Source organism: Streptomyces sp. NPDC058052 (assembly GCF_042885515.1).
Taxonomy (GTDB): domain Bacteria; phylum Actinomycetota; class Actinomycetes; order Streptomycetales; family Streptomycetaceae; genus Streptomyces.
The window spans coordinates 115512-131850 of record NZ_JBHVRX010000021.1; the positions used below are offsets into that span (position 1 = coordinate 115512).

Annotated in this window: 17 protein-coding genes and 1 pseudogene; 9 read left to right on the plus strand and 9 right to left on the minus strand. The window is 74.4% G+C overall.

The genetic code is table 11. The annotated features are described in order from the left end of the window. The first annotated feature begins 134 nt into the window (after nt 1–134). Together ACFVU3_RS26440 and ACFVU3_RS26445 are read left to right on the plus strand one after the other, a co-directional pair. Nucleotides 135–1826: a carboxylesterase/lipase family protein gene (locus ACFVU3_RS26440; protein WP_390069933.1), complete on the plus strand. Its 1692-nt coding sequence runs from the start codon at nt 135–137 to the stop codon at nt 1824–1826. A 127-nt stretch (nt 1827–1953) separates the two neighbouring features. Further along, nucleotides 1954–2394, plus strand: coding sequence for a CoA-binding protein (locus ACFVU3_RS26445; protein WP_390069935.1), 441 nt, complete (start codon nt 1954–1956; stop codon nt 2392–2394). 108 nt (nt 2395–2502) lie between these two features. On the opposite strand, the gene ACFVU3_RS26450 is transcribed toward ACFVU3_RS26445, so the two are convergent. After that, entirely contained in the window at nt 2503–3066 is a 564-nt protein-coding gene (locus ACFVU3_RS26450; protein WP_390069937.1) for a YbaK/EbsC family protein, read from the minus strand. 44 nt (nt 3067–3110) lie between these two features. Further along, complete coding sequence (locus ACFVU3_RS26455) at nt 3111–3683, minus strand: helix-turn-helix domain-containing protein (RefSeq protein ID WP_390069938.1); 573 nt, start codon at nt 3681–3683, stop codon at nt 3111–3113. 142 nt (nt 3684–3825) lie between these two features. Between ACFVU3_RS26455 and ACFVU3_RS26460 the strand changes: the two genes are divergently transcribed. Then, on the plus strand, nt 3826–4689 hold the full coding sequence (locus ACFVU3_RS26460; RefSeq protein ID WP_390069940.1) for an EamA family transporter: 864 nt from the start codon (nt 3826–3828) through the stop codon (nt 4687–4689). Between the two features lie 64 nt (nt 4690–4753). Here ACFVU3_RS26460 and ACFVU3_RS26465 read toward each other — a convergent pair whose 3' ends face one another. Beyond that, nucleotides 4754–5701, minus strand: a complete 948-nt coding sequence (locus ACFVU3_RS26465; RefSeq protein WP_390069941.1) for an acyltransferase — start codon at nt 5699–5701, stop codon at nt 4754–4756. 148 nt (nt 5702–5849) lie between these two features. Between ACFVU3_RS26465 and ACFVU3_RS26470 the strand changes: the two genes are divergently transcribed. Continuing rightward, nucleotides 5850–6377 (plus strand): gamma carbonic anhydrase family protein, encoded by a 528-nt coding sequence (locus ACFVU3_RS26470; RefSeq protein WP_390069942.1) that lies wholly within the window; start codon nt 5850–5852, stop codon nt 6375–6377. Between the two features lie 127 nt (nt 6378–6504). Here the strand turns inward: ACFVU3_RS26470 and ACFVU3_RS26475 are convergent, their stop codons facing one another. Then, nucleotides 6505–7161, minus strand: a complete 657-nt coding sequence (locus tag ACFVU3_RS26475; RefSeq protein WP_390069944.1) for a DedA family protein — start codon at nt 7159–7161, stop codon at nt 6505–6507. A gap of 452 nt (nt 7162–7613) precedes the next feature. After that, a complete protein-coding gene (locus ACFVU3_RS26480) occupies nt 7614–8075 on the minus strand; it encodes a DUF4442 domain-containing protein (RefSeq protein WP_390069946.1) in 462 nt (153 codons plus the stop codon). Nucleotides 8076–8194: 119 nt separating this feature from the next. On the opposite strand from ACFVU3_RS26480, the gene ACFVU3_RS26485 reads away from it, so the two are divergent. Next, complete coding sequence (locus ACFVU3_RS26485; protein WP_390069948.1) at nt 8195–9328, plus strand: hypothetical protein; 1134 nt, start codon at nt 8195–8197, stop codon at nt 9326–9328. A 132-nt stretch (nt 9329–9460) separates the two neighbouring features. Next, a complete protein-coding gene (locus ACFVU3_RS26490; protein ID WP_390069950.1) occupies nt 9461–10912 on the plus strand; it encodes an MFS transporter in 1452 nt (483 codons plus the stop codon). Here ACFVU3_RS26490 and ACFVU3_RS26495 read toward each other — a convergent pair. The 3 genes from ACFVU3_RS26495 to ACFVU3_RS26505 form a co-directional block, all read right to left on the minus strand. Beyond that, nucleotides 10874–11719, minus strand: coding sequence for a spermidine synthase (locus tag ACFVU3_RS26495; protein ID WP_390069952.1), 846 nt, complete (start codon nt 11717–11719; stop codon nt 10874–10876). The two genes, ACFVU3_RS26490 and ACFVU3_RS26495, sit on opposite strands and share 39 nt — an antisense overlap. Before the next feature lie 155 nt (nt 11720–11874). Beyond that, nucleotides 11875–12795 carry a patatin-like phospholipase family protein gene (locus ACFVU3_RS26500; protein WP_390069954.1) on the minus strand — a complete coding sequence of 307 codons (921 nt, stop codon included), beginning with the start codon at nt 12793–12795 and terminating at the stop codon, nt 11875–11877. A 47-nt stretch (nt 12796–12842) separates the two neighbouring features. Next, on the minus strand, nt 12843–13586 hold the full coding sequence (locus tag ACFVU3_RS26505; protein ID WP_390069999.1) for a DNA alkylation repair protein: 744 nt from the start codon (nt 13584–13586) through the stop codon (nt 12843–12845). A 272-nt stretch (nt 13587–13858) separates the two neighbouring features. Between ACFVU3_RS26505 and ACFVU3_RS26510 the strand changes: the two genes are divergently transcribed. Further along, nucleotides 13859–14623 carry a TVP38/TMEM64 family protein gene (locus ACFVU3_RS26510; RefSeq protein ID WP_390069956.1) on the plus strand — a complete coding sequence of 255 codons (765 nt, stop codon included), beginning with the start codon at nt 13859–13861 and terminating at the stop codon, nt 14621–14623. A 159-nt stretch (nt 14624–14782) separates the two neighbouring features. On the opposite strand, the pseudogene ACFVU3_RS26515 reads toward ACFVU3_RS26510, so the two are convergent. Beyond that, a pseudogene (locus ACFVU3_RS26515) lies at nt 14783–14992 on the minus strand (steroid 3-ketoacyl-CoA thiolase); the annotation flags it as partial. 21 nt (nt 14993–15013) lie between these two features. Between ACFVU3_RS26515 and ACFVU3_RS26520 the strand changes: the two are divergent. Together ACFVU3_RS26520 and ACFVU3_RS26525 are read left to right on the plus strand one after the other, a co-directional pair. Further along, a complete protein-coding gene (locus ACFVU3_RS26520) occupies nt 15014–15385 on the plus strand; it encodes a winged helix-turn-helix transcriptional regulator (RefSeq protein WP_390069958.1) in 372 nt (123 codons plus the stop codon). Nucleotides 15386–15419: 34 nt separating this feature from the next. After that, nucleotides 15420–16295 (plus strand): undecaprenyl-diphosphate phosphatase, encoded by an 876-nt coding sequence (locus ACFVU3_RS26525; RefSeq protein ID WP_390069960.1) that lies wholly within the window; start codon nt 15420–15422, stop codon nt 16293–16295. The last annotated feature ends 44 nt before the right edge of the window (nt 16296–16339 follow it).

Sequence of the window (16339 nt, forward strand, 5' to 3'; positions counted from 1 at the left end):
CGACGCGTCCGTCCCGTCCGAGGTCTCCCGGCCCGTCGCGTTCGTGCGCCGTCATCCGCACCGCCCCATCGTCGTCGTCCCGCATGGCGGCGCGACGGCGACGCACGCCCCACTCGACACGGAAGGACGCAGCCATGACGATCCCGGACCAGGACCGTGACCAGGACGCCGTGCACGGGGCGGGGGCGCCCGAGGCGGCCCTCGTCGGAGGGCGGGTGAGCGGGGCGTACGTGGCCGACGGGGTCGCCGCCTTCCTCGGCGTGCCGTACGCGCGGGCGCCGTTCGGGTCGCTCCGTTTCCGGGCGCCGGAGCCGGTGGAGCCCTGGGAGGGGGTGCGGAAGGCCGTGGAGTTCGGGCCGACCGCGCCGAAGCGGCCGTACGCTCCGCCGCTGGACGCGCTGTTGCCGGACCCGGCCGTCGAGGGGGACGACTGTCTGCACGTCAACGTCTGGGCGCCGTGGGGTTCCCGCGGGCCGGCGGCCGGCGGGGGAAGCGGCAGCGACGACAGCGGCACCGGCACCGGCAGGCCCGTCATGGTGTGGATCCACGGCGGTTCGCTGATCCACGGTTCGAACGCCGTGCCCGTCTACGACGGGACCGCGTTCGCGCGCGACGGCGTGGTCCTCGTCTCCGTCAACTATCGGCTCGGGGTGGAGGGGTTCGGCGTCTTCCCCGACGCGCCCGCCAACCTCGGGCTGCGCGACCAGATCGCCGCGCTCGTGTGGGTGCGCGAGAACGTCGCGGCCTTCGGAGGTGACCCCGGGCGGGTGACGGTGTTCGGGGAGTCGGCGGGCGCGATCTCGATCGCGGCGCTGCTCGCCTCGCCGCTCGCGCGCGGCCTGTTCCGGCGGGCGGTCGTGCAGAGCGGGGCGCCGATGGCGCTTCCGCTGGAGCGGGCACGGCGGACGACGGAGGCGATGGCGAAGCGGCTGGGGGTTCCGGCGACGGCGGAGGCGTTCGCGGCGGTGGACCCGGAGCGGCTGCTCGCCGCGCAGACGGAGGTGACGGCGAAGGGGTCGCCGTTGACGGGCGGCGGGCATGCGTTCCAGATCGTCGTGGACGGGGACGTCCTGCCTCGTGACCCGGCGGAAGCGCTGATATCCGGGCGGGCGGGCGCTGACGACGGACGGACGGCATCTGGGCACCTGCCCAAGGGCGCCTCCGCAGGAGCGGCCGAGGGCACGGGCGTGGACACGGGTGTCGGCTCGGGTGTCGACGTGGGCGTGGACGTGGGTGTGGACGCGGGTGTCGACTCGGCCGGTGTGGATCTGCTGATGGGCACGACGGCGGAGGAGTACCGGCTCTGGTTCGTGCCGAGCGGGCTCGTGGAACGGTTGTCGCCGCTGATGCTGCGGCTCGCGCTGTGGAAGACGCGGGTGCCGTCGCGTACGGCGCGGGTCTACCGGGCGAACCGGCCGACGGCGCGGCCCGGGGAGGTCCTGGGCGCGCTGGCGACCGACAAGCTGCTGCGGGTTCCGCTGAACCGGGTCGCCGACGCGCGGCTGCGGACGGGGGCGGGCGGGCGTACGTATCTGTACGAGTTCGGGTGGCCGTCCCCGGTGCTCGGGCTGGGCGCCTGCCACGCGCTGGAGCTCGGCTTCGTCTTCGACACCCTGGACACGCCGGAGGCGGAGGCCATGACGGGCCCGGAGGCGCCGCGCGAGCTGGCGGCGGCGATGCACGCGGCCTGGGTGGCCTTCGCGGCGGACGGCGATCCCGGGTGGCGGGCGTGGGACGCGGAGCGGCCCGTGATGACCTTCGGCCCGGGCCTGCCGTCCCTGGTCCTCGCCCCGCGCGAGGACGAACGGCACTCCTGGGACGCCTGAGCGGGCCGCCGCGCCCGACGCGCTCTCCGCTCACGCGCCGGGGCGGGAAGGATCCGGCGGCGCGGCGGGTTCGTAACGGGGGAAGCCCCCGCACGGGCAGCGCACGGACAGAAGGAAGGCACCAGGGATGAGCGTCGACATCACGACCACCGAGGCGACGGAGCGTTCCGAGGAGGAGACCGTCCGCCGGATCCTGACGGGCGCGGGTGACACCTGGGCGATCGTGGGCCTCTCCTCCAACCGGGGGCGTGCCGCGTACGGAGTGGCGGCCGTCCTCCAGCGCTTCGGCAAGCGGATCGTGCCGGTCCACCCGAAGGCGGAGACGGTTCACGGCGAGCCGGGTTACGCCTCCCTCGCGGACATCCCCTTCCCGGTCGACGTCGTGGACGTCTTCGTCAACAGCGACCTCGCCGGCGCGGTCGCCGACGAGGCGCGGGAGATCGGCGCGAAGGCGGTGTGGTTCCAGCTCGGCGTCGTCGACGAGGCCGCGTACGCCCGCACGACGGACGCGGGGCTGGACATGGTGATGGATCGCTGCCCCGCGATCGAGATCCCCCGCCTGGGCTGATGCACAACGTCCGCCCGGCGCGGTCCGGCGGCCCCACAGCCTCCCGGCCGCCGGGCGGCACCGTCTCGCGCGAGAATCGTCCGCGGCGCCGCGGCCTCGGCAGGCCCGTCAGGTCGTGGGCAGGCCCAGGCCCTCCAGGACGACGGCGTTCGGGAGTTGGGCGATCGCCTTGCCCGGGACGATGATCTTGCCGCGACGGCGGCCGCTGCCGATGAGGACCCACGGGGTGTCGACGACGGCGGCGTCGACGAGGAGGGGCCAGTCGGCGGGGAGGCCGATGGGGGTGATGCCGCCGTACTCCATGCCGCTGTCGCCGGTGGCGGTGTCCATCGGGGCGAAGCTCGCCTTGCGCGCGCCGAGGTGCTTGCGCACGACGCCGTTGACGTCGACGCGGGTCGCCGACTTCACCACGCACGCGGCGAGCGTCGTCGTCTCGCCCCGCTTGCCCGCGACGACGACGCAGTTGGCGGACTGGTCGAGGAGTCCGGGGCCGTAGTGCTCGACGAAGACGGCGGTGTCGGCGATGGCCGGGTCGGTGTCGACGTAGAGGACCTGGTCGGCCGGGACCGGGCCGGTCCAGGCGCGGACGGCCGCGGCGACGGGCGGGGTGAGGAGGTCCAGGCAGTCGGGGGCGGCGAGGGCGTCGTCGAAGTCTCCGATGGGTGCGCGCATATCGTGCACGCTAACCGCTCCCGCCCGCCGCGCGGTCCGGTGTCTCAGCGTACGGGCGGGATCGAGACGGCCATCGTCATCTCGACCGTCTCGTCCCCGTCGTTGCGGTACGTGTGCGGGGCCGCGGCCTCGAAGACGGCGGAGGTGCCGGCCGGCACGGTGTGCTCGACGCCGTCGACGACCAGGGTGAGCACGCCGGCGACGACGTGGAGCAGTTCCGTGGTGCCCTGCGGGTGCGGGTCGGAGGCGCTGCCCTCGCCCGGGACGAGGGTCCAGGACCAGAGTTCGAGGGGGCCGCGGGCCTCGGTGCCGACGAGCAGGGTGGTGTGGCTTCCGGCCGGGGTGGACCACATGCGGACGGCCTGCTCCGGCGGGACGAGCCGGACGTGGGGGCCCTGCTCGTAGTCGAGGAGCGTGGTGATGGAGACGCCGAGGGCGTCGGCCAGCTTCACGGTGGTGCCGACGCTCGGGTTGGTCCGGGCCTGTTCGATCTGGATGATCATCCCGCGACTGACCCCGGAACGGGCGGCGAGCGCGTCCAGGGTGAAGCCCCGTTCGTTGCGCCAGCGCTTCAGGTTACGGGCGAGCGACTGGGTCAGCTGGTCGAGGTCCGACACATTCCGTCCAATATCCTGGATGACATAGTTCAACAGACTGCACTACGGTGGGGTGTACCCGACTGTGCACTGCACTGTACTGCCCCGCTCCGCCCCGTACCCGCCTGTCTGCCTGCCTGCCTGCCTGCCTGCGAGGACCCTCATGACCGCCGTGTTCGCCCTGGCCACCGCCCTCCTGTGGGGCTTCGCCGACTTCGGGGGCGGACTGCTCACGCGGCGCATCCCGGCCCTCACCGTCGTCGTGGTCTCCCAGTGCATCGCGGTCGTCGTCCTCGGCACGGTCGTCGTCGCCACCGCGGCGTGGACCGAGGCCGGACCCGAACTCTGGTACGCGGTCGCCGCCGGCGTCGTCGGCCCGGCCGCCATGCTCGCCTTCTACAAGGCGCTCGCGCTCGGCCCGATGGGCGTCGTCTCGCCGCTCGGCTCGCTCGGCGTGGTCGTCCCCGTCACCGTCGGCCTGGTGCTCGGCGACCGGCCGGGCCTGTTCCAGGTCGGCGGCATCGTCGCGGCGGTCGTCGGCATCGTCCTGGCGGGCGGACCCGAACTGCGCGGCGCGCCCGTGCAGCGGCAGGCCGTTCTCCTCACGCTGTTCGCCGCGTTCGGGTTCGGCGCCGTCATGGCGCTCATCGCCGAGGCGTCCACCACGGTCACCGGTCTCTTCCTGGCGCTCTTCGTGCAGCGGGTGACCAACGTGGCCGTCGGCGGCGGCGCGCTGTACCTCTCGGTGCGGCGGGGCGGCCGCGCGCTGCCGGAGGAGGGCTTCGGGGTGATCCGGAGCGCGCTGCCCGCGCTCGCCTTCGTGGGCCTCGCCGACGTCGCCGCCAACGGCACGTACGCGCTGGCCGCGCAGCGCGGCCCGGTCCTCGTGGCCGCCGTGCTCGCCAGCCTCTACCCGGTCGTCACCGCGCTCGCCGCCTTCGGCGTGCTCCGCGAGCGGCTGCGCGCGATCCAGGCGGCGGGAGCGGGCCTCGCCCTCGTCGGCACGGTCCTCATCGCGGGCGGCTGACGTCACGTCGAGGCCGGCGTCCGTACGCCTCGGGCCGTCGCGGAGGGGAAGGGAGCGATGGGCCTCAGGAGGTCGACGCGACGGCGGGCCCGGCGGCCTTCCCCGCCACCGCGGCCTCCCCCATCACCGCGGCCTTCCCCGCCACCGCGGCCTCCGCCGCTCCGGCCATCGCGACCGCTTCCACGGTCTCAGCCATCTCAGCCGGTTCAGCCGCTTGAGCCGCTTGAGCTGCCTCAGCCGTCCCAGCCGTCCCAGCTACCTCCGCAGCCTCCGCCTGTTCGACCTCCCAGGCCGCCAGCGCCGCCAGCTGCTCGGGGGTGACGTCCTCGGGGATGGGCTTCGGGGCCGGGGTGCGGAGCGGCGGCTGCCAGCCCTGTTCCGCATCCCAGCGCCGTACGACCCTGGCCGGGGCGCCCGCCACCACCGAGTGGTCCGGCACCTCGCCGCGTACCACCGCGCCGGCCGCGACCACGACGTTGCGGCCGATCCGCGCGCCCGGCAGGATCACCGCTCCCGTGCCCAGCCAGCAGCCGGGGCCGATCGAGACCGGCTCGGAGCGGGGCCACTGGCGACCGATGGGCTCGTGCGGGTCGTCGTAACTGTGGTTGGTCGACGTGATGTAGACGTACGGCCCGCAGTACGTGTCCGAGCCGATGGTGATCGTCGTGTCGGCGATGACGTGGCTGCCGCGGCCGAGCACGACGCCGTTGCCCAGGGTGAGGACCGTCTCCGTGCCGAGGTCGAGCCCCGGCAGCATCCCGGCCGTCAGCGTGACCTGCTCGGCGATGATGCAGCACTCGCCGATCTCGATCCACCGCTCGCCGAAGACCGTGCCCTGCGGGAAGGCCAGCCGGGTGCCCGCGCCGAGGCGGCGGAACCGGAGGCGTCCGGGGTGCTCCGCGGTCACCGCGCCCGCCTGCTGCGCCCAGCGCCAGCCGCCCTGGAGGGCGTGGGCGACGACCCGGCGCCGCCAGGCGGCGAGGGATGAGAACGTGTTTCCGTTTCTGGGCACCCCGACACCGTAGTCGGCGGTGTCGGGCCTGATCAGTGCGGTCCCCTGTGATGTCCGTCATGGGCTCGGCATAGGGTGCGGGCAGACAACCGGAAGGCGCGACACCACCACGGCCGCACGGGCCGTAGAGACCTCAGGAGTGAGTCCCATGGCAGAGGCGTTGATCCAGGCCGTCGGCGGCAAGGAGCCGGACGTCGACCCGACCGCGTTCACGGCCCCGACGTCGGTGGTGCTCGGCGAGGTGACGCTCGGCGCGCGCACCAGCGTCTGGTACCACGCGGTGCTGCGCGCCGACTGCGGTCCCATCACCGTCGGCGAGGACTCCAACGTCCAGGACAACTGCACCGTCCACGTCGACCCCGGCTTCCCCGTCTCCATCGGCGACCGGGTGACGATCGGGCACAACGCGACCGCGCACGGCTGTGTCATCGAGGACGACGTCCTCGTCGGCATGGGCGCGACGGTGCTCAACGGGGCCCGGATCGGCGCCGGATCGCTGATCGCGGCGCAGGCGCTGGTGCCGCAGGGCATGGAGATCCCGCCCGGTTCGCTCGTCGCCGGCGTGCCCGCGAAGGTGCGCCGCGCGCTCACGGAGGAGGAGCGGGCGGGCATCCGGCTGAACGCCGAGATGTACCTCCACCTCGCCAAGAGCCACGCCGAGGCGTACGAGGACTGACCACCGGCCCCTGGCCGGCACGGTGCAGGGCGGCACGGTGCAGGGCGGCACGGTGCAGGGCGGCACGACGGAGGGCGGCACCCGGAACGTTCCCGGGTGCCGCCCTCCGTCACGTACGGGCGCGCGCTCAGTCCGCCGCGACCGGCTCCAGCGGCGCCTCCGCGCGGGGGGCCGCCTCCGCGGCCGCCTTCTTGGCGCGGTTCTTGATGATGAGCATGGAGGCGACGCCGATGAGGACGGCGAGCACCAGGCCCAGCCAGGAGAAGCGCTTCAGCCACGCCTCGGCGACGACGCCGACCGAGTAGATGACGGCGGTGGTGCCGCCCGCCCACAGGATGCCGCCGAAGACGTTGGCGATGAGGAACTTCCAGTACGGCATCTGCAGGACGCCCGCGAGGGGGCCGGCGAAGATCCGCAGGAGGGCGATGAAGCGGCCGAAGAAGACCGCCCACATGCCCCACTTCTGGAAGGAGCGTTCGGCGAGCGCGATGTTCGCCTCGCTGAAGTGTTTCGGGAACTTGCCGCCGAGCCAGGCGAGCAGCGGGCGGCCCCCCTTGCGGCCGATCGCGTACCCGATCGAGTCGCCGATGATCGCGCCCGCGGTGGCGCAGCCGCCGAGCACGTACGGGTTGATGTCGCCGTGCTGCGAGGCGAGCAGGGCCGAGCTGACGAGGACGATCTCGCCGGGGAGCGGGATGCCGAGGCTCTCCAGTCCGATCACCACCCCCACCAGCGCGTAGATCGCGACGGGCGGGATGGTCTCCAGCCACTCCTGGACGTGCAACGCGGGTTCCTCCCGTTGTGCCGGCGCGGCCCAGGTCACGGGCCGCTGCGGTGGCGTGCCCCGCGTCGGGCACGCCGGGGCAGCCTACCCGCTCGGACCGGGCGGACCTCGACCGTGGCGGGGAGCCCCGGATGGGCCGCCGGCCTGCCGACGCGCGGCGGCCGGCGGCCCGTGCCGGGGGCGAAGCGGCCAGGCCGGAGGGCATCAGGCCGGGCGCGACCAGGCCGGGCGCGGTGAGATCAAGCGCGGTCGGGTCGGGCGCGGTCGGGTCGGGCGCCGGGCCGAGGTGGACCTGGGCGATGCCGGTGTTCCCGGTGCGTACGCGGCGCGCGTGACGCTTCCGCCGGTTCCGGGCCGCCGCCCCGGGAAGCGGCCGCCCCCGCACCCCGAGGGGGGTGCGGGGGCGGTGGGGTCCGGCTTCCGGCGGGCACGCGCGCGTGCCCGCGGGCGGGTCACTTGCCGAGGTTGTTGGGCCTCAGGGTCCACAGGACGGTCATCTCGCCGGTGACGGCGCCGTCCTCGCGGGTGATGTCGATGCGGACGGGGAACTCGGGGCGCTGTCCGGCGTCGAGTTCGGCCACGACGTCGGCGACGGGGCGGCCGAGGGTGGCGGTCGCGGTGACGACGCCCATGGCGAGCTTCTTGTACGCGATCTCGGCGTTGACGGCGAGCGGTACGGCCCGGCCGAGCTGGTCGCCGAAGGCGGCGAGCACGATGGCGCCGCTGGCGGACTCGGCGAGGGTGAACATGGCGCCGGCGTGCGGGCCGCCCACGTGGTTGTGGTAGGCGGGCTGGTCGGGCAGGCGCACGACGGCGCGCTCGGCGGTGGTCTCCAGGAACTCCAGGTTGAGGGTTCCGGCCATGGGGACCGTGGCGGCGAGCATGTCGCCGACGGACTTCTGGTCTGCGCTCATGGAGCGTGATGTTACCCGTGAGTAGAAGTCTTGGCCATGCCTCCGCCGCCCGGATGTCTCCCCCCGCCGAAGGGGCCGGGCATGGCCGGTGCGCCCCCGCCCCTCTATCGTTACGGCCCATGTGGCCAGGACAGCAGCCGCCCGGGGGCGAGCAGAACCCGCAGGACCAGAACCAGAACCCGTACCAGCAGCCGGGGTACCAGCAGCCGAACCCGTACCAGCAGCCGACACAGCCGGGGTTCCCGCAGCAGGGCGGCTGGCAGCAGCAACCCGGCTACCCCCCGCAGGGACAGCCGCAGGGACAGCCGCAGGGGCAGCCCCAGGGGTACCCGCAGCAGGGGTACGCGCAGCCGAACCCGTACCAGCAGCCGACCGTGCCGCAGTACCAGGTCCCCGGCCCCACCCCGCCTCAGGGCTCCGGCGGCGGGGGCAGGCCGACGACGCTCATCGCGATCGCGGCCGCCACCGCCGTCGTCGTCGCCTCGGGCGTGACCGCCTTCTTCGTCATGGGCGGCGACGACGAGAAGAAGAACGTCGCGGACAAGCCGACCACGACCGCCTCCGCCCCGACCTCCGGCACGGCCTCGGCGGACCCGGCCGAGCCGACCGACGGCGCCTCCACCGAGCTGGACAACCCCCGCGACGCCACGACGTACGAGCCCACGGTCCCGGGCTGGAAGGTCGTCCACAATCCCAAGTACGGCACCCTCTTCGACGTCCCGCCGGAGTGGGAGGTGCTGAAGCCGACCATGACCACCGGCTTCTCGGACGCCAAGAAGGGCGACGGCAGTCCGATCGTCGCCATGTCCGGTCCCACCCGGTTCAAGAGCGAGTGGTGCGCCTACGACAAGGACAAGAGCGGCACCCCGGAGACCTGGGGGCTCGCCTCCGCGGGCACGAAGGGCAACCAGGGCGCGAAGGACACCGCCACCGCCGCGCAGGGCCAGGCCGGCATGTGGGTGTGGGCCGCCTTCGCCCAGCACATGCCCGAGAAGAGCATCAAGATCACCAAGGCGGTCCCGTTCACCACGGAGTCCGGCCTGAAGGGCAGCATGTCCACGGCCACGGCCCCGGGCGTGAAGAAGCGCAACAAGTGCGAGACCGACGGCAAGTCCGTCGCCTTCACCTTCCTCAACGGGGAGAACGACTACGCGTCCTTCGTCCTGTACGCGGCCGACGGCGTGAAGGACGAGCTCCCGGACGCGACGATCCGGAAGATCCTCTCCACGGTCCGGCTCACCCCGCAGTCCTGACCCGCGTCACCTTCCCGTCCCCCTCCCCCTCTCTTCCTCCTTCCTCCGCCCTCCCCCGTTCCTCCTCTCCCTCGCCCGCCACAGCGCTCCCCTTCCTCCCCCGTCCCGTGCGGCCGCCGGCCGCCGGCCGGTATGACGATCCGTCCGGTATTCGGTTTGGCAGGAAGGGGAGGCGGCGGGGATAGTCCCGGAGTGACGAATCGCTCCGCCTCCCCCCGAAGCGCCCGCCGCCCCGAATGGGCCGGGCGCAACTACGTGCTGCTCACCGCCGCCACCATCGTGACCAGCCTCGGCGCGAACGGCGCCCTGATCGCCACCACCTGGGCCGTCTTCGAGTCCGGCGGCGACGCGGGCGACGTGGGCCTCGTCGCGATGGCGCGCTTCCTGCCGCTCGTGCTCTTCCTCCTCATCGGCGGCGCCGTCGCGGACCGCATACCCCGGCACCGGGTGATGGTCGCGGCCAACGGGCTCAACTTCGTCTCCCAGGCGGTCTTCGCCGCCCTCGTGCTCTCCGGCACGGCCGAGCTGTGGCAGATGATGGTGCTCACCGGACTCTGCGGCGTCGGGCAGGCGTTCTTCAACCCGGCCGCCGAGGGCATGCTCATGTCCAGCGTCACGGGTGAGCAGGCGAGCCGCGCCTTCGCCTTCTACCGGATGGCGATGCACGGCGCCGGCATCGGCGGCGCCGCGCTCGGCGGCGCGCTCGTCGCCTTCGTCGGCGCGGGCTGGGTCCTCGCCATCGACGCCGCCGCGTTCGCCGTGGCCGGCGCCCTGCGGGCCTTCCTCGACGTCAGCGACATCCCGGAGCGCAAGCCCGGTGGCGGACTCCTCGCCGATCTGCGCGAAGGGTGGCAGGAGTTCATCGGCCGCCCGTGGCTGTGGTCGATCGTCGCCCAGTTCTCGGTCGTCGTCGCGCTCATCGGCGCGGTCGAGGCGGTGTACGGGCCGCTGGTCGCCCGCGACGAACTCGGCGGCGCCCGCCCCTGGGGCATCGCGCTCGCCGGATACGGCGTCGGCACGGTCGCCGGCGCCATCCTGATGACGCGGTGGAAGCCGCGCCGGATGCTCCTCGTCGGCACGCTCGGCGTCTTCCCCATCGCGCTGCCCTCGGCGGCGCTCGCCATCCCGCTGCATCCCGTCGGGCTCACCGCGGTGATGTTCGTCAGCGGTGTGGCGATGGAGATCTTCGGCGTCTCCTGGATGACGACGATGCACCAGGAGATCCCGGAGGAGAAGCTGTCCCGGGTCTCCGCGTACGACTGGTTCGGCTCGACCGCGCTGCTGCCGCTCTCGACGGCGCTCGCGGGTCCGGCGGAGAGCGCCTTCGGCCGGACGGAATCGCTGTGGGGCGCGGTGGCCCTGATGACCCTCGTGACCGCGCTCGTGCTCCTCGTCCCGGACGTGCGCAACATGACCCGGCGGCCGCACGGCGTGCCCGCCGCGAAGGGTGGCGCCGGACCGGCCGTCGACGCGCCGGTGGCCGCCGGGGGCGGCCCGGTCGGCGCGGCGGGCGCGGTGCCCGCCCCCGCCCCCGCCCCCGGCGCCTCAGCCGATGCCGAAGGCGCCCTCCGGCGGAACGGGTGACCCCACGGCCTCGGCGTCGTCGACCGGGGCCGCGTCCCCGGTGAACCGGGCCAGTGACGCGCCATGCTCCACGCGCGCGGGGAAGGCGTCCCCGGCGGCGCTGCGGCTCAGGCCGGGCACGTCGAGGGGCGCGTCGGAGGCGACGAGGATCGCGTTGCCGAACCGCCGGCCCCGGAGCACCGCCGGTTCGGCGATCAGCACGCGTTCGGGGAAGACGGCGGCGAAGGTGGCGAGCTGGCCGCGGAGGAAGGCGAACGGCGCCCCGTCGGCCAGGTTGGCCGCGTAGATCCCGCCCGGCCGCAGCACCCGGCGGAGCTCGCGCGCGTACGCGAGCGAGGTGAGGTGCGCCGGGACGCGCGAGCCGCCGAAGACGTCGCCGACGATCAGATCGGCCGAGCCGGCCGGTGCCGCCTCCAGCCACGCGCGCGCGTCGTCCGTGTGCACGGTGACACCCGAGTCCTCCGGCAGCGGCAGGTGCTCGGCGACCAGCGCGACGAGCCCGCCGTCGGCCTCGACGACGTCCTGGCGGGAGCCGGGCCGGGTGACGGAGACGTACCGGGGCAGCGAGAGGGCTCCGCCGCCGAGGTGCAGCACGTCCAGCGGCGCGCCCGCCTCCGCGGCGCCGTCGACCACGTGCCCGAGCCTGCGGGCGTACTCGAACTCCAGGTGGTCGGGGGCGTCGAGGTCGACGTACGACTGCGGGGCGCCGTCGACCGTGAGGAGCCAGGCCCGCTCCCGGTCCACGTCGGGCATGAGACGCGCGGTGCCGTGGTCGACGTCGCGCAGGACGGGGATCTGCTCGTTCACCCCTTCATTGTGCAACCGCACAGGAGCCGCTCGCGCCGGGGCCTGTTCCGCCTGGTTCGCCGCGCCGTCGGGCCGTCGCGCCGTCGCGCCGTCGCGCCGTCAGCGCTTCAACCCGTCGACCCGTCGACCTGTCGACCTGGCGACCTGTCGACCTGTCAGCCCGTCCACACGGCGGCGACCGACCTCGCGTGCGCGGCGGCCTGGGCGCGTCCGGCGCGGGCGGCGGCGGCCCGTTGGGCGGGGTCGAGGGCACGGGCGCCGATCACGGCCTTGGCGTCCGGTCCGGGGGTGATGACCTTGACGCGCGCGCCGGCGGCGATGAGGTCGGCGGCCTGGCGGGCCGGGGCGTGCACGGCCTTGTTGCCCATCGCGTTGGGGGCGACGACGACCACCCGTTCCCAGCCGGCGGCCAGGTGCGCGTTGGCGGTGGAGTGGATGCCGCCGTCGATCCAGCGCCGGCCGGCGAGGCTCGCGGGCGGCCAGGCGCCCGGGATGGCGCAGCTGGCGGTGACCGCGTCCACCAGCCCGACAGCGTCACCGCGGCCGCTGCCGTCGCTGCCCGCCGCGCCGTCGAAGACGGCGAGCGCGCCGCTCTCCGCGTCGACTGCGGTGATCCGCAGCCGGCCGGCGCCGGGCCAGTCGGTGGCGCCGCCGAGCCGCCGCGCGACGGTGGCCCGCCGGGTGGCCTCGTCGACGGTGCGGCTCCGCAGGGCGAGCCTGCCGAGCTTGCGGCCGTACGCCTCCGGGGTGCGGGAGCTCAGCACGGCGAGGGTGTAGCGGAGGAGGGTCCCGGCGCCGAAGCGGACGGCCGGTTCGGTGTCCGCGCCGTCGAGCTGGCGCTCGTACAGCTCGGCGGGGGTGGTGCCGGAGGTGAGGAGGGCGCCGACGACGGCGCCGGCGGAGCTGCCGACGACCAGGTCGGCGCCGGAGAGGTCCACGCCCGCCTCGGCGAGTCCGTGGAGGATGCCGGCCTCCCAGGCGGCGCCGACGAGCCCGCCCGCTCCGAGGACCAGGGCGGTCCTGCCGCCTGTCGTTCCGGCCGTCGCGTCGCCCGTGGGCGTCCCCGTGTCGCTCATGGTCCGAGTCTCGCGCAGCCGCCGCACGGCGGGCCCGGCGGGGTGGCTCACAGGTGCTTGAGCGCCTCGCGGACGGAGAGCGGCGAGAAGAGGGAACGGTTGTCCGCGACGAAGGCCCGTACGTCGCCGGGGGCGGTCTTGGCGTACTCGCGCAGGCTCCAGCCGATCGCCTTCCGGAGGAAGAAGTCGGTGTCGGCGGCGCGCCGCAGGCAGTAGGTGAAGAGCCGGTCGGCGTCCGTGTCCTCCTTGAACCGCAGCTGGTGGAGGAGGGCGGTGCGGGCGATCCAGGGGTCCTCGTCGTCGATCCAGACGTCCATCTCGCCCGCGAGCGCGGGGTCGGCGGCGACGAGGCCGCCGACCACGTGGGCGGCGAGGTGGTCGACGGTGTCCCACCACGAGACGGTGGTCACGAGACGGCGGGCGACCGGCAGGAACGCGGACGAGCAGCGCTTCACGTGCCGCCGCAGGTAGTCGACGGCGAAGTAGTGGTACTCCCGCTCGGGGAGCGCGAAGCAGCGCAGGGCGACGGCCGCGCAGTCGTCCTCGCCGGGCCGGGGCGTGCCGTCGAGGACGGTGCGGGAGAGGGCGCGGCGCTCCGGTGTCCGGATGCCGAGGAAGGGCGCCACGCCCTTCATGTACGCGACCATCTCCTGCGCGCGGAAGGGGTTCCCCGCGGCGGGGTAGAGCGTGGTGAGCCGGCCCAGGACCGTGTCGGCGAGCTCGCTGTCGGGGAGCTCGCGGTCCGGGACGTCGCGGCGCGGGGACCCGACGCCCGGGCCCGGCGCGGACACCCGGCCGGAGACGGATCGGCCCTCGGCCGACACCCGGCCGGAACCAGCGAGGTCGGGGCCGGAGGCGGCGCGGTCGGGGCCGGACTCGACGAGGTCGGGGCCGGAGGCGGCGCGGTCGGGGCCGGAGGCGGCGCGGTCGGGGCCGGACTCGACGAGGTCGGGGCCGGAGGCGGCGCGTCGGGGGCCGGGGGCGGGGTGGCTCCCCGCTGGTTCGGGGGCGGACATGGCGCACATTACGGCGATCATACGGAGGTGTCCGTTACTCTCCCGGGATGCTCGCTCCCGTGCCCCGGCCGACGGACCCGTTCGCCGTCCGCTGCTCCCGGGCCCTGCTCTCGCCCCGGTCGCGGCTCTCGCTGCTCGCGCTCGTCCTGCTGACCGCCGCGTCCCTGGTGCTGCTGTACGAACCGCAGCGCCTGCTGTCCTCGGGGTGGCCGCAGACGGGCGGCGCGGGCGCGGTGCTGCTCTTCGCGCTGGCGTACGGGCTGTGTACAGCGGCGTTCGTGCCCCGGCCGGTGCTGAACCTGGCGGCGGGCGCGCTCTTCGGTACCGCGGCCGGTCTCACCGCGGCCGTCGCGGGGACGGTGCTGGGCGCGGGCATCTCGTTCACGCTGGGCCGGGTGCTGGGGCAGGACGCGCTGCGGCCGCTGGTCAAGGGCCGGTGGCTGCGGGCGGCGGACGGGCAGCTGAGCCGGCACGGTTTCCGTTCGATGCTGGCGATCCGGCTCTTCCCGGGCGTGCCCTTCGCCGCCGCCAACTACTGCGCGGCGGTCTCCCGGATGGGGTACCTGCCGTTCCTGCTGGCGACGGCGATCGGCACGGTGCCGAACACGGCGGCCTACGTGGTCGCCGGCGCCCAGGCGGGCGAGCCGGGCTCGCCCGCGTTCCTGATCTCCGCGGGCTTCATCCTGGTGTCGGGCCTCGCGGCGGCCGTGGTGGCCTGGCGGAAGCGGCACGCCCTGCGGCGCCCCGCCCCCGCAGTGCCGCCGGCGGCCTCCGCCGCAGCGGCCGGACGCGAGCCCGTGGCCGCCCCCTAGAGACGGTCGTCGCACGGCCGACGTGACGGAGTCGTCGTCACCCGGACGCCCTCACGGGATCGCCGTCGCACGGCCGCCCGCACCCGCCCGTCCGTCCTCACACCGCCGCTCCGCACAGCCGCCCTCGCACGGCCGCCCCCACGCCCCCGCCCTCCTCACTCACAGCGCCTCGACGATCATCGCGTGGGCGAGTCCGCCGGTCTCGCACCTGGCCTGGAGGCCGTATCGGGCTCCGCGGGCGCGCAGGGCGTGGACCAGGGTGGTGGTGAGGCGGGTGCCGCTGGCGCCCAGGGGGTGGCCGAGGGCGATCGCGCCGCCGTGCGCGTCGACCCTGGCCGGGTCGGCGCCGGTCTCCTGCTGCCGGGCGAGGAACCGGGGGCGCCCCGCGACGTGCTCACCGCCCGGCTGAACCGCCTGGTCGAGGCGGGGATCCTGGAGAAGGTCGCGTACAGCGAGCGGCCGCCGCGGTACGAGTACCGCGCCACGCCCGCTGGCGAGGAGCTCCAGCCGGTCCTGCTGACCCTGATGGCCCGGGGCGACCGCCACCTCAACGCCGACGACCGGCCAGTCGTGCTGGAGCACCGCTGCGGCGCCGTGCTGAGCCCGGTCGTGGTCCGCGCCCACTGCGGGGGGCGAGGCCGACCGCGCGAGCCCGCGCTCCGACGTGCGCTCACCGGGCTGGACGACCGCGGGCCCCGCCGCCGACGCCACCTGATCACGAACACGTCACCTTGGGGCGGTACAGTGCGCTCGACCTTCTGACCGCACTCGTACATACCGGGACGGCCCAAGCTCCATGAGTTGGTTCGAATCGTTCATCCTCGGACTCGTCCAGGGGCTGACGGAGTTCCTTCCCATCTCCTCCAGCGCGCATCTCCGGCTGACCGCCGCCTTCGCCGGGTGGGAGGACCCGGGCGCCGCCTTCACGGCGATCACCCAGATCGGCACCGAGACCGCCGTCCTGATCTACTTCCGCAAGGACATCGGCAGGATCGTCACGGCATGGTTCCGCTCGCTGACGGACAAGTCGATGCGCTCCGACCACGACGCCCAGATGGGCTGGCTGGTGATCGTCGGCTCCATCCCGATCGGCGTCCTCGGCGTCACGCTCAAGGACCAGATCGAGGGTCCGTTCCGCGATCTGCGGCTCATCGCCACGACGCTCATCGTGATGGGCATCGTCCTCGGCATCGCCGACCGGCTCGCGGCCCGCGACGAGATCGGCGGCCGGCACCGCGCGATCCAGGAGCGCAAGACGCTCAAGGACCTCGGCGTCCGCGACGGCCTGATCTTCGGTTTCTGCCAGGCGATGGCCCTGATCCCGGGCGTCTCGCGCTCCGGCGCCACCATCTCCGGCGGTCTGCTCATGGGCTACACCCGCGAGTCCGCCGCCCGGTACTCGTTCCTCCTGGCGATCCCGGCCGTGCTCGCCTCCGGCGTCTTCGAGCTGAAGGACGCGGGCGAGGGCGGGCACGTCTCCTGGGGCCCGACGATCTTCGCGACGATCGTCGCCTTCGGCGTCGGCTACGCGGTGATCGCCTGGTTCATGAAGTTCATCACCACGAAGTCCTTCATGCCGTTCGTGTACTACCGCATCGCGCTCGGCATCCTGCTGTTCGTCCTGGTCGGCACGGACGTCCTCAGCCCGCACGCGGGCGAGTCCGGCGGCTGACCCGCCCCACCACGCCTGGAAGGGGCGGGCCCGCGGACGCGGGC

Excerpts from the sequence above, each read along its gene's own strand:
- ACFVU3_RS26485 (WP_390069948.1), top strand. The coding sequence starts at position 8,195 with ATGTGGCCAGGACAGCAGCCGCCCGGGGGCGAGCAGAACCCGCAGGAC.
- ACFVU3_RS26460 (WP_390069940.1), top strand. The coding sequence starts at position 3,826 with ATGACCGCCGTGTTCGCCCTGGCCACCGCCCTCCTGTGGGGCTTCGCC.
- ACFVU3_RS26450 (WP_390069937.1), bottom strand. The coding sequence starts at position 3,066 with ATGCGCGCACCCATCGGAGACTTCGACGACGCCCTCGCCGCCCCCGAC.
- ACFVU3_RS26480 (WP_390069946.1), bottom strand. The coding sequence starts at position 8,075 with ATGAGCGCAGACCAGAAGTCCGTCGGCGACATGCTCGCCGCCACGGTC.
- ACFVU3_RS26510 (WP_390069956.1), top strand. The coding sequence starts at position 13,859 with ATGCTCGCTCCCGTGCCCCGGCCGACGGACCCGTTCGCCGTCCGCTGC.
- ACFVU3_RS26500 (WP_390069954.1), bottom strand. The coding sequence starts at position 12,795 with ATGAGCGACACGGGGACGCCCACGGGCGACGCGACGGCCGGAACGACA.
- ACFVU3_RS26445 (WP_390069935.1), top strand. The coding sequence starts at position 1,954 with ATGAGCGTCGACATCACGACCACCGAGGCGACGGAGCGTTCCGAGGAG.
- ACFVU3_RS26470 (WP_390069942.1), top strand. The coding sequence starts at position 5,850 with ATGGCAGAGGCGTTGATCCAGGCCGTCGGCGGCAAGGAGCCGGACGTC.
- ACFVU3_RS26490 (WP_390069950.1), top strand. The coding sequence starts at position 9,461 with ATGACGATCCGTCCGGTATTCGGTTTGGCAGGAAGGGGAGGCGGCGGG.
- ACFVU3_RS26525 (WP_390069960.1), top strand. The coding sequence starts at position 15,420 with ATGAGTTGGTTCGAATCGTTCATCCTCGGACTCGTCCAGGGGCTGACG.
- ACFVU3_RS26440 (WP_390069933.1), top strand. The coding sequence starts at position 135 with ATGACGATCCCGGACCAGGACCGTGACCAGGACGCCGTGCACGGGGCG.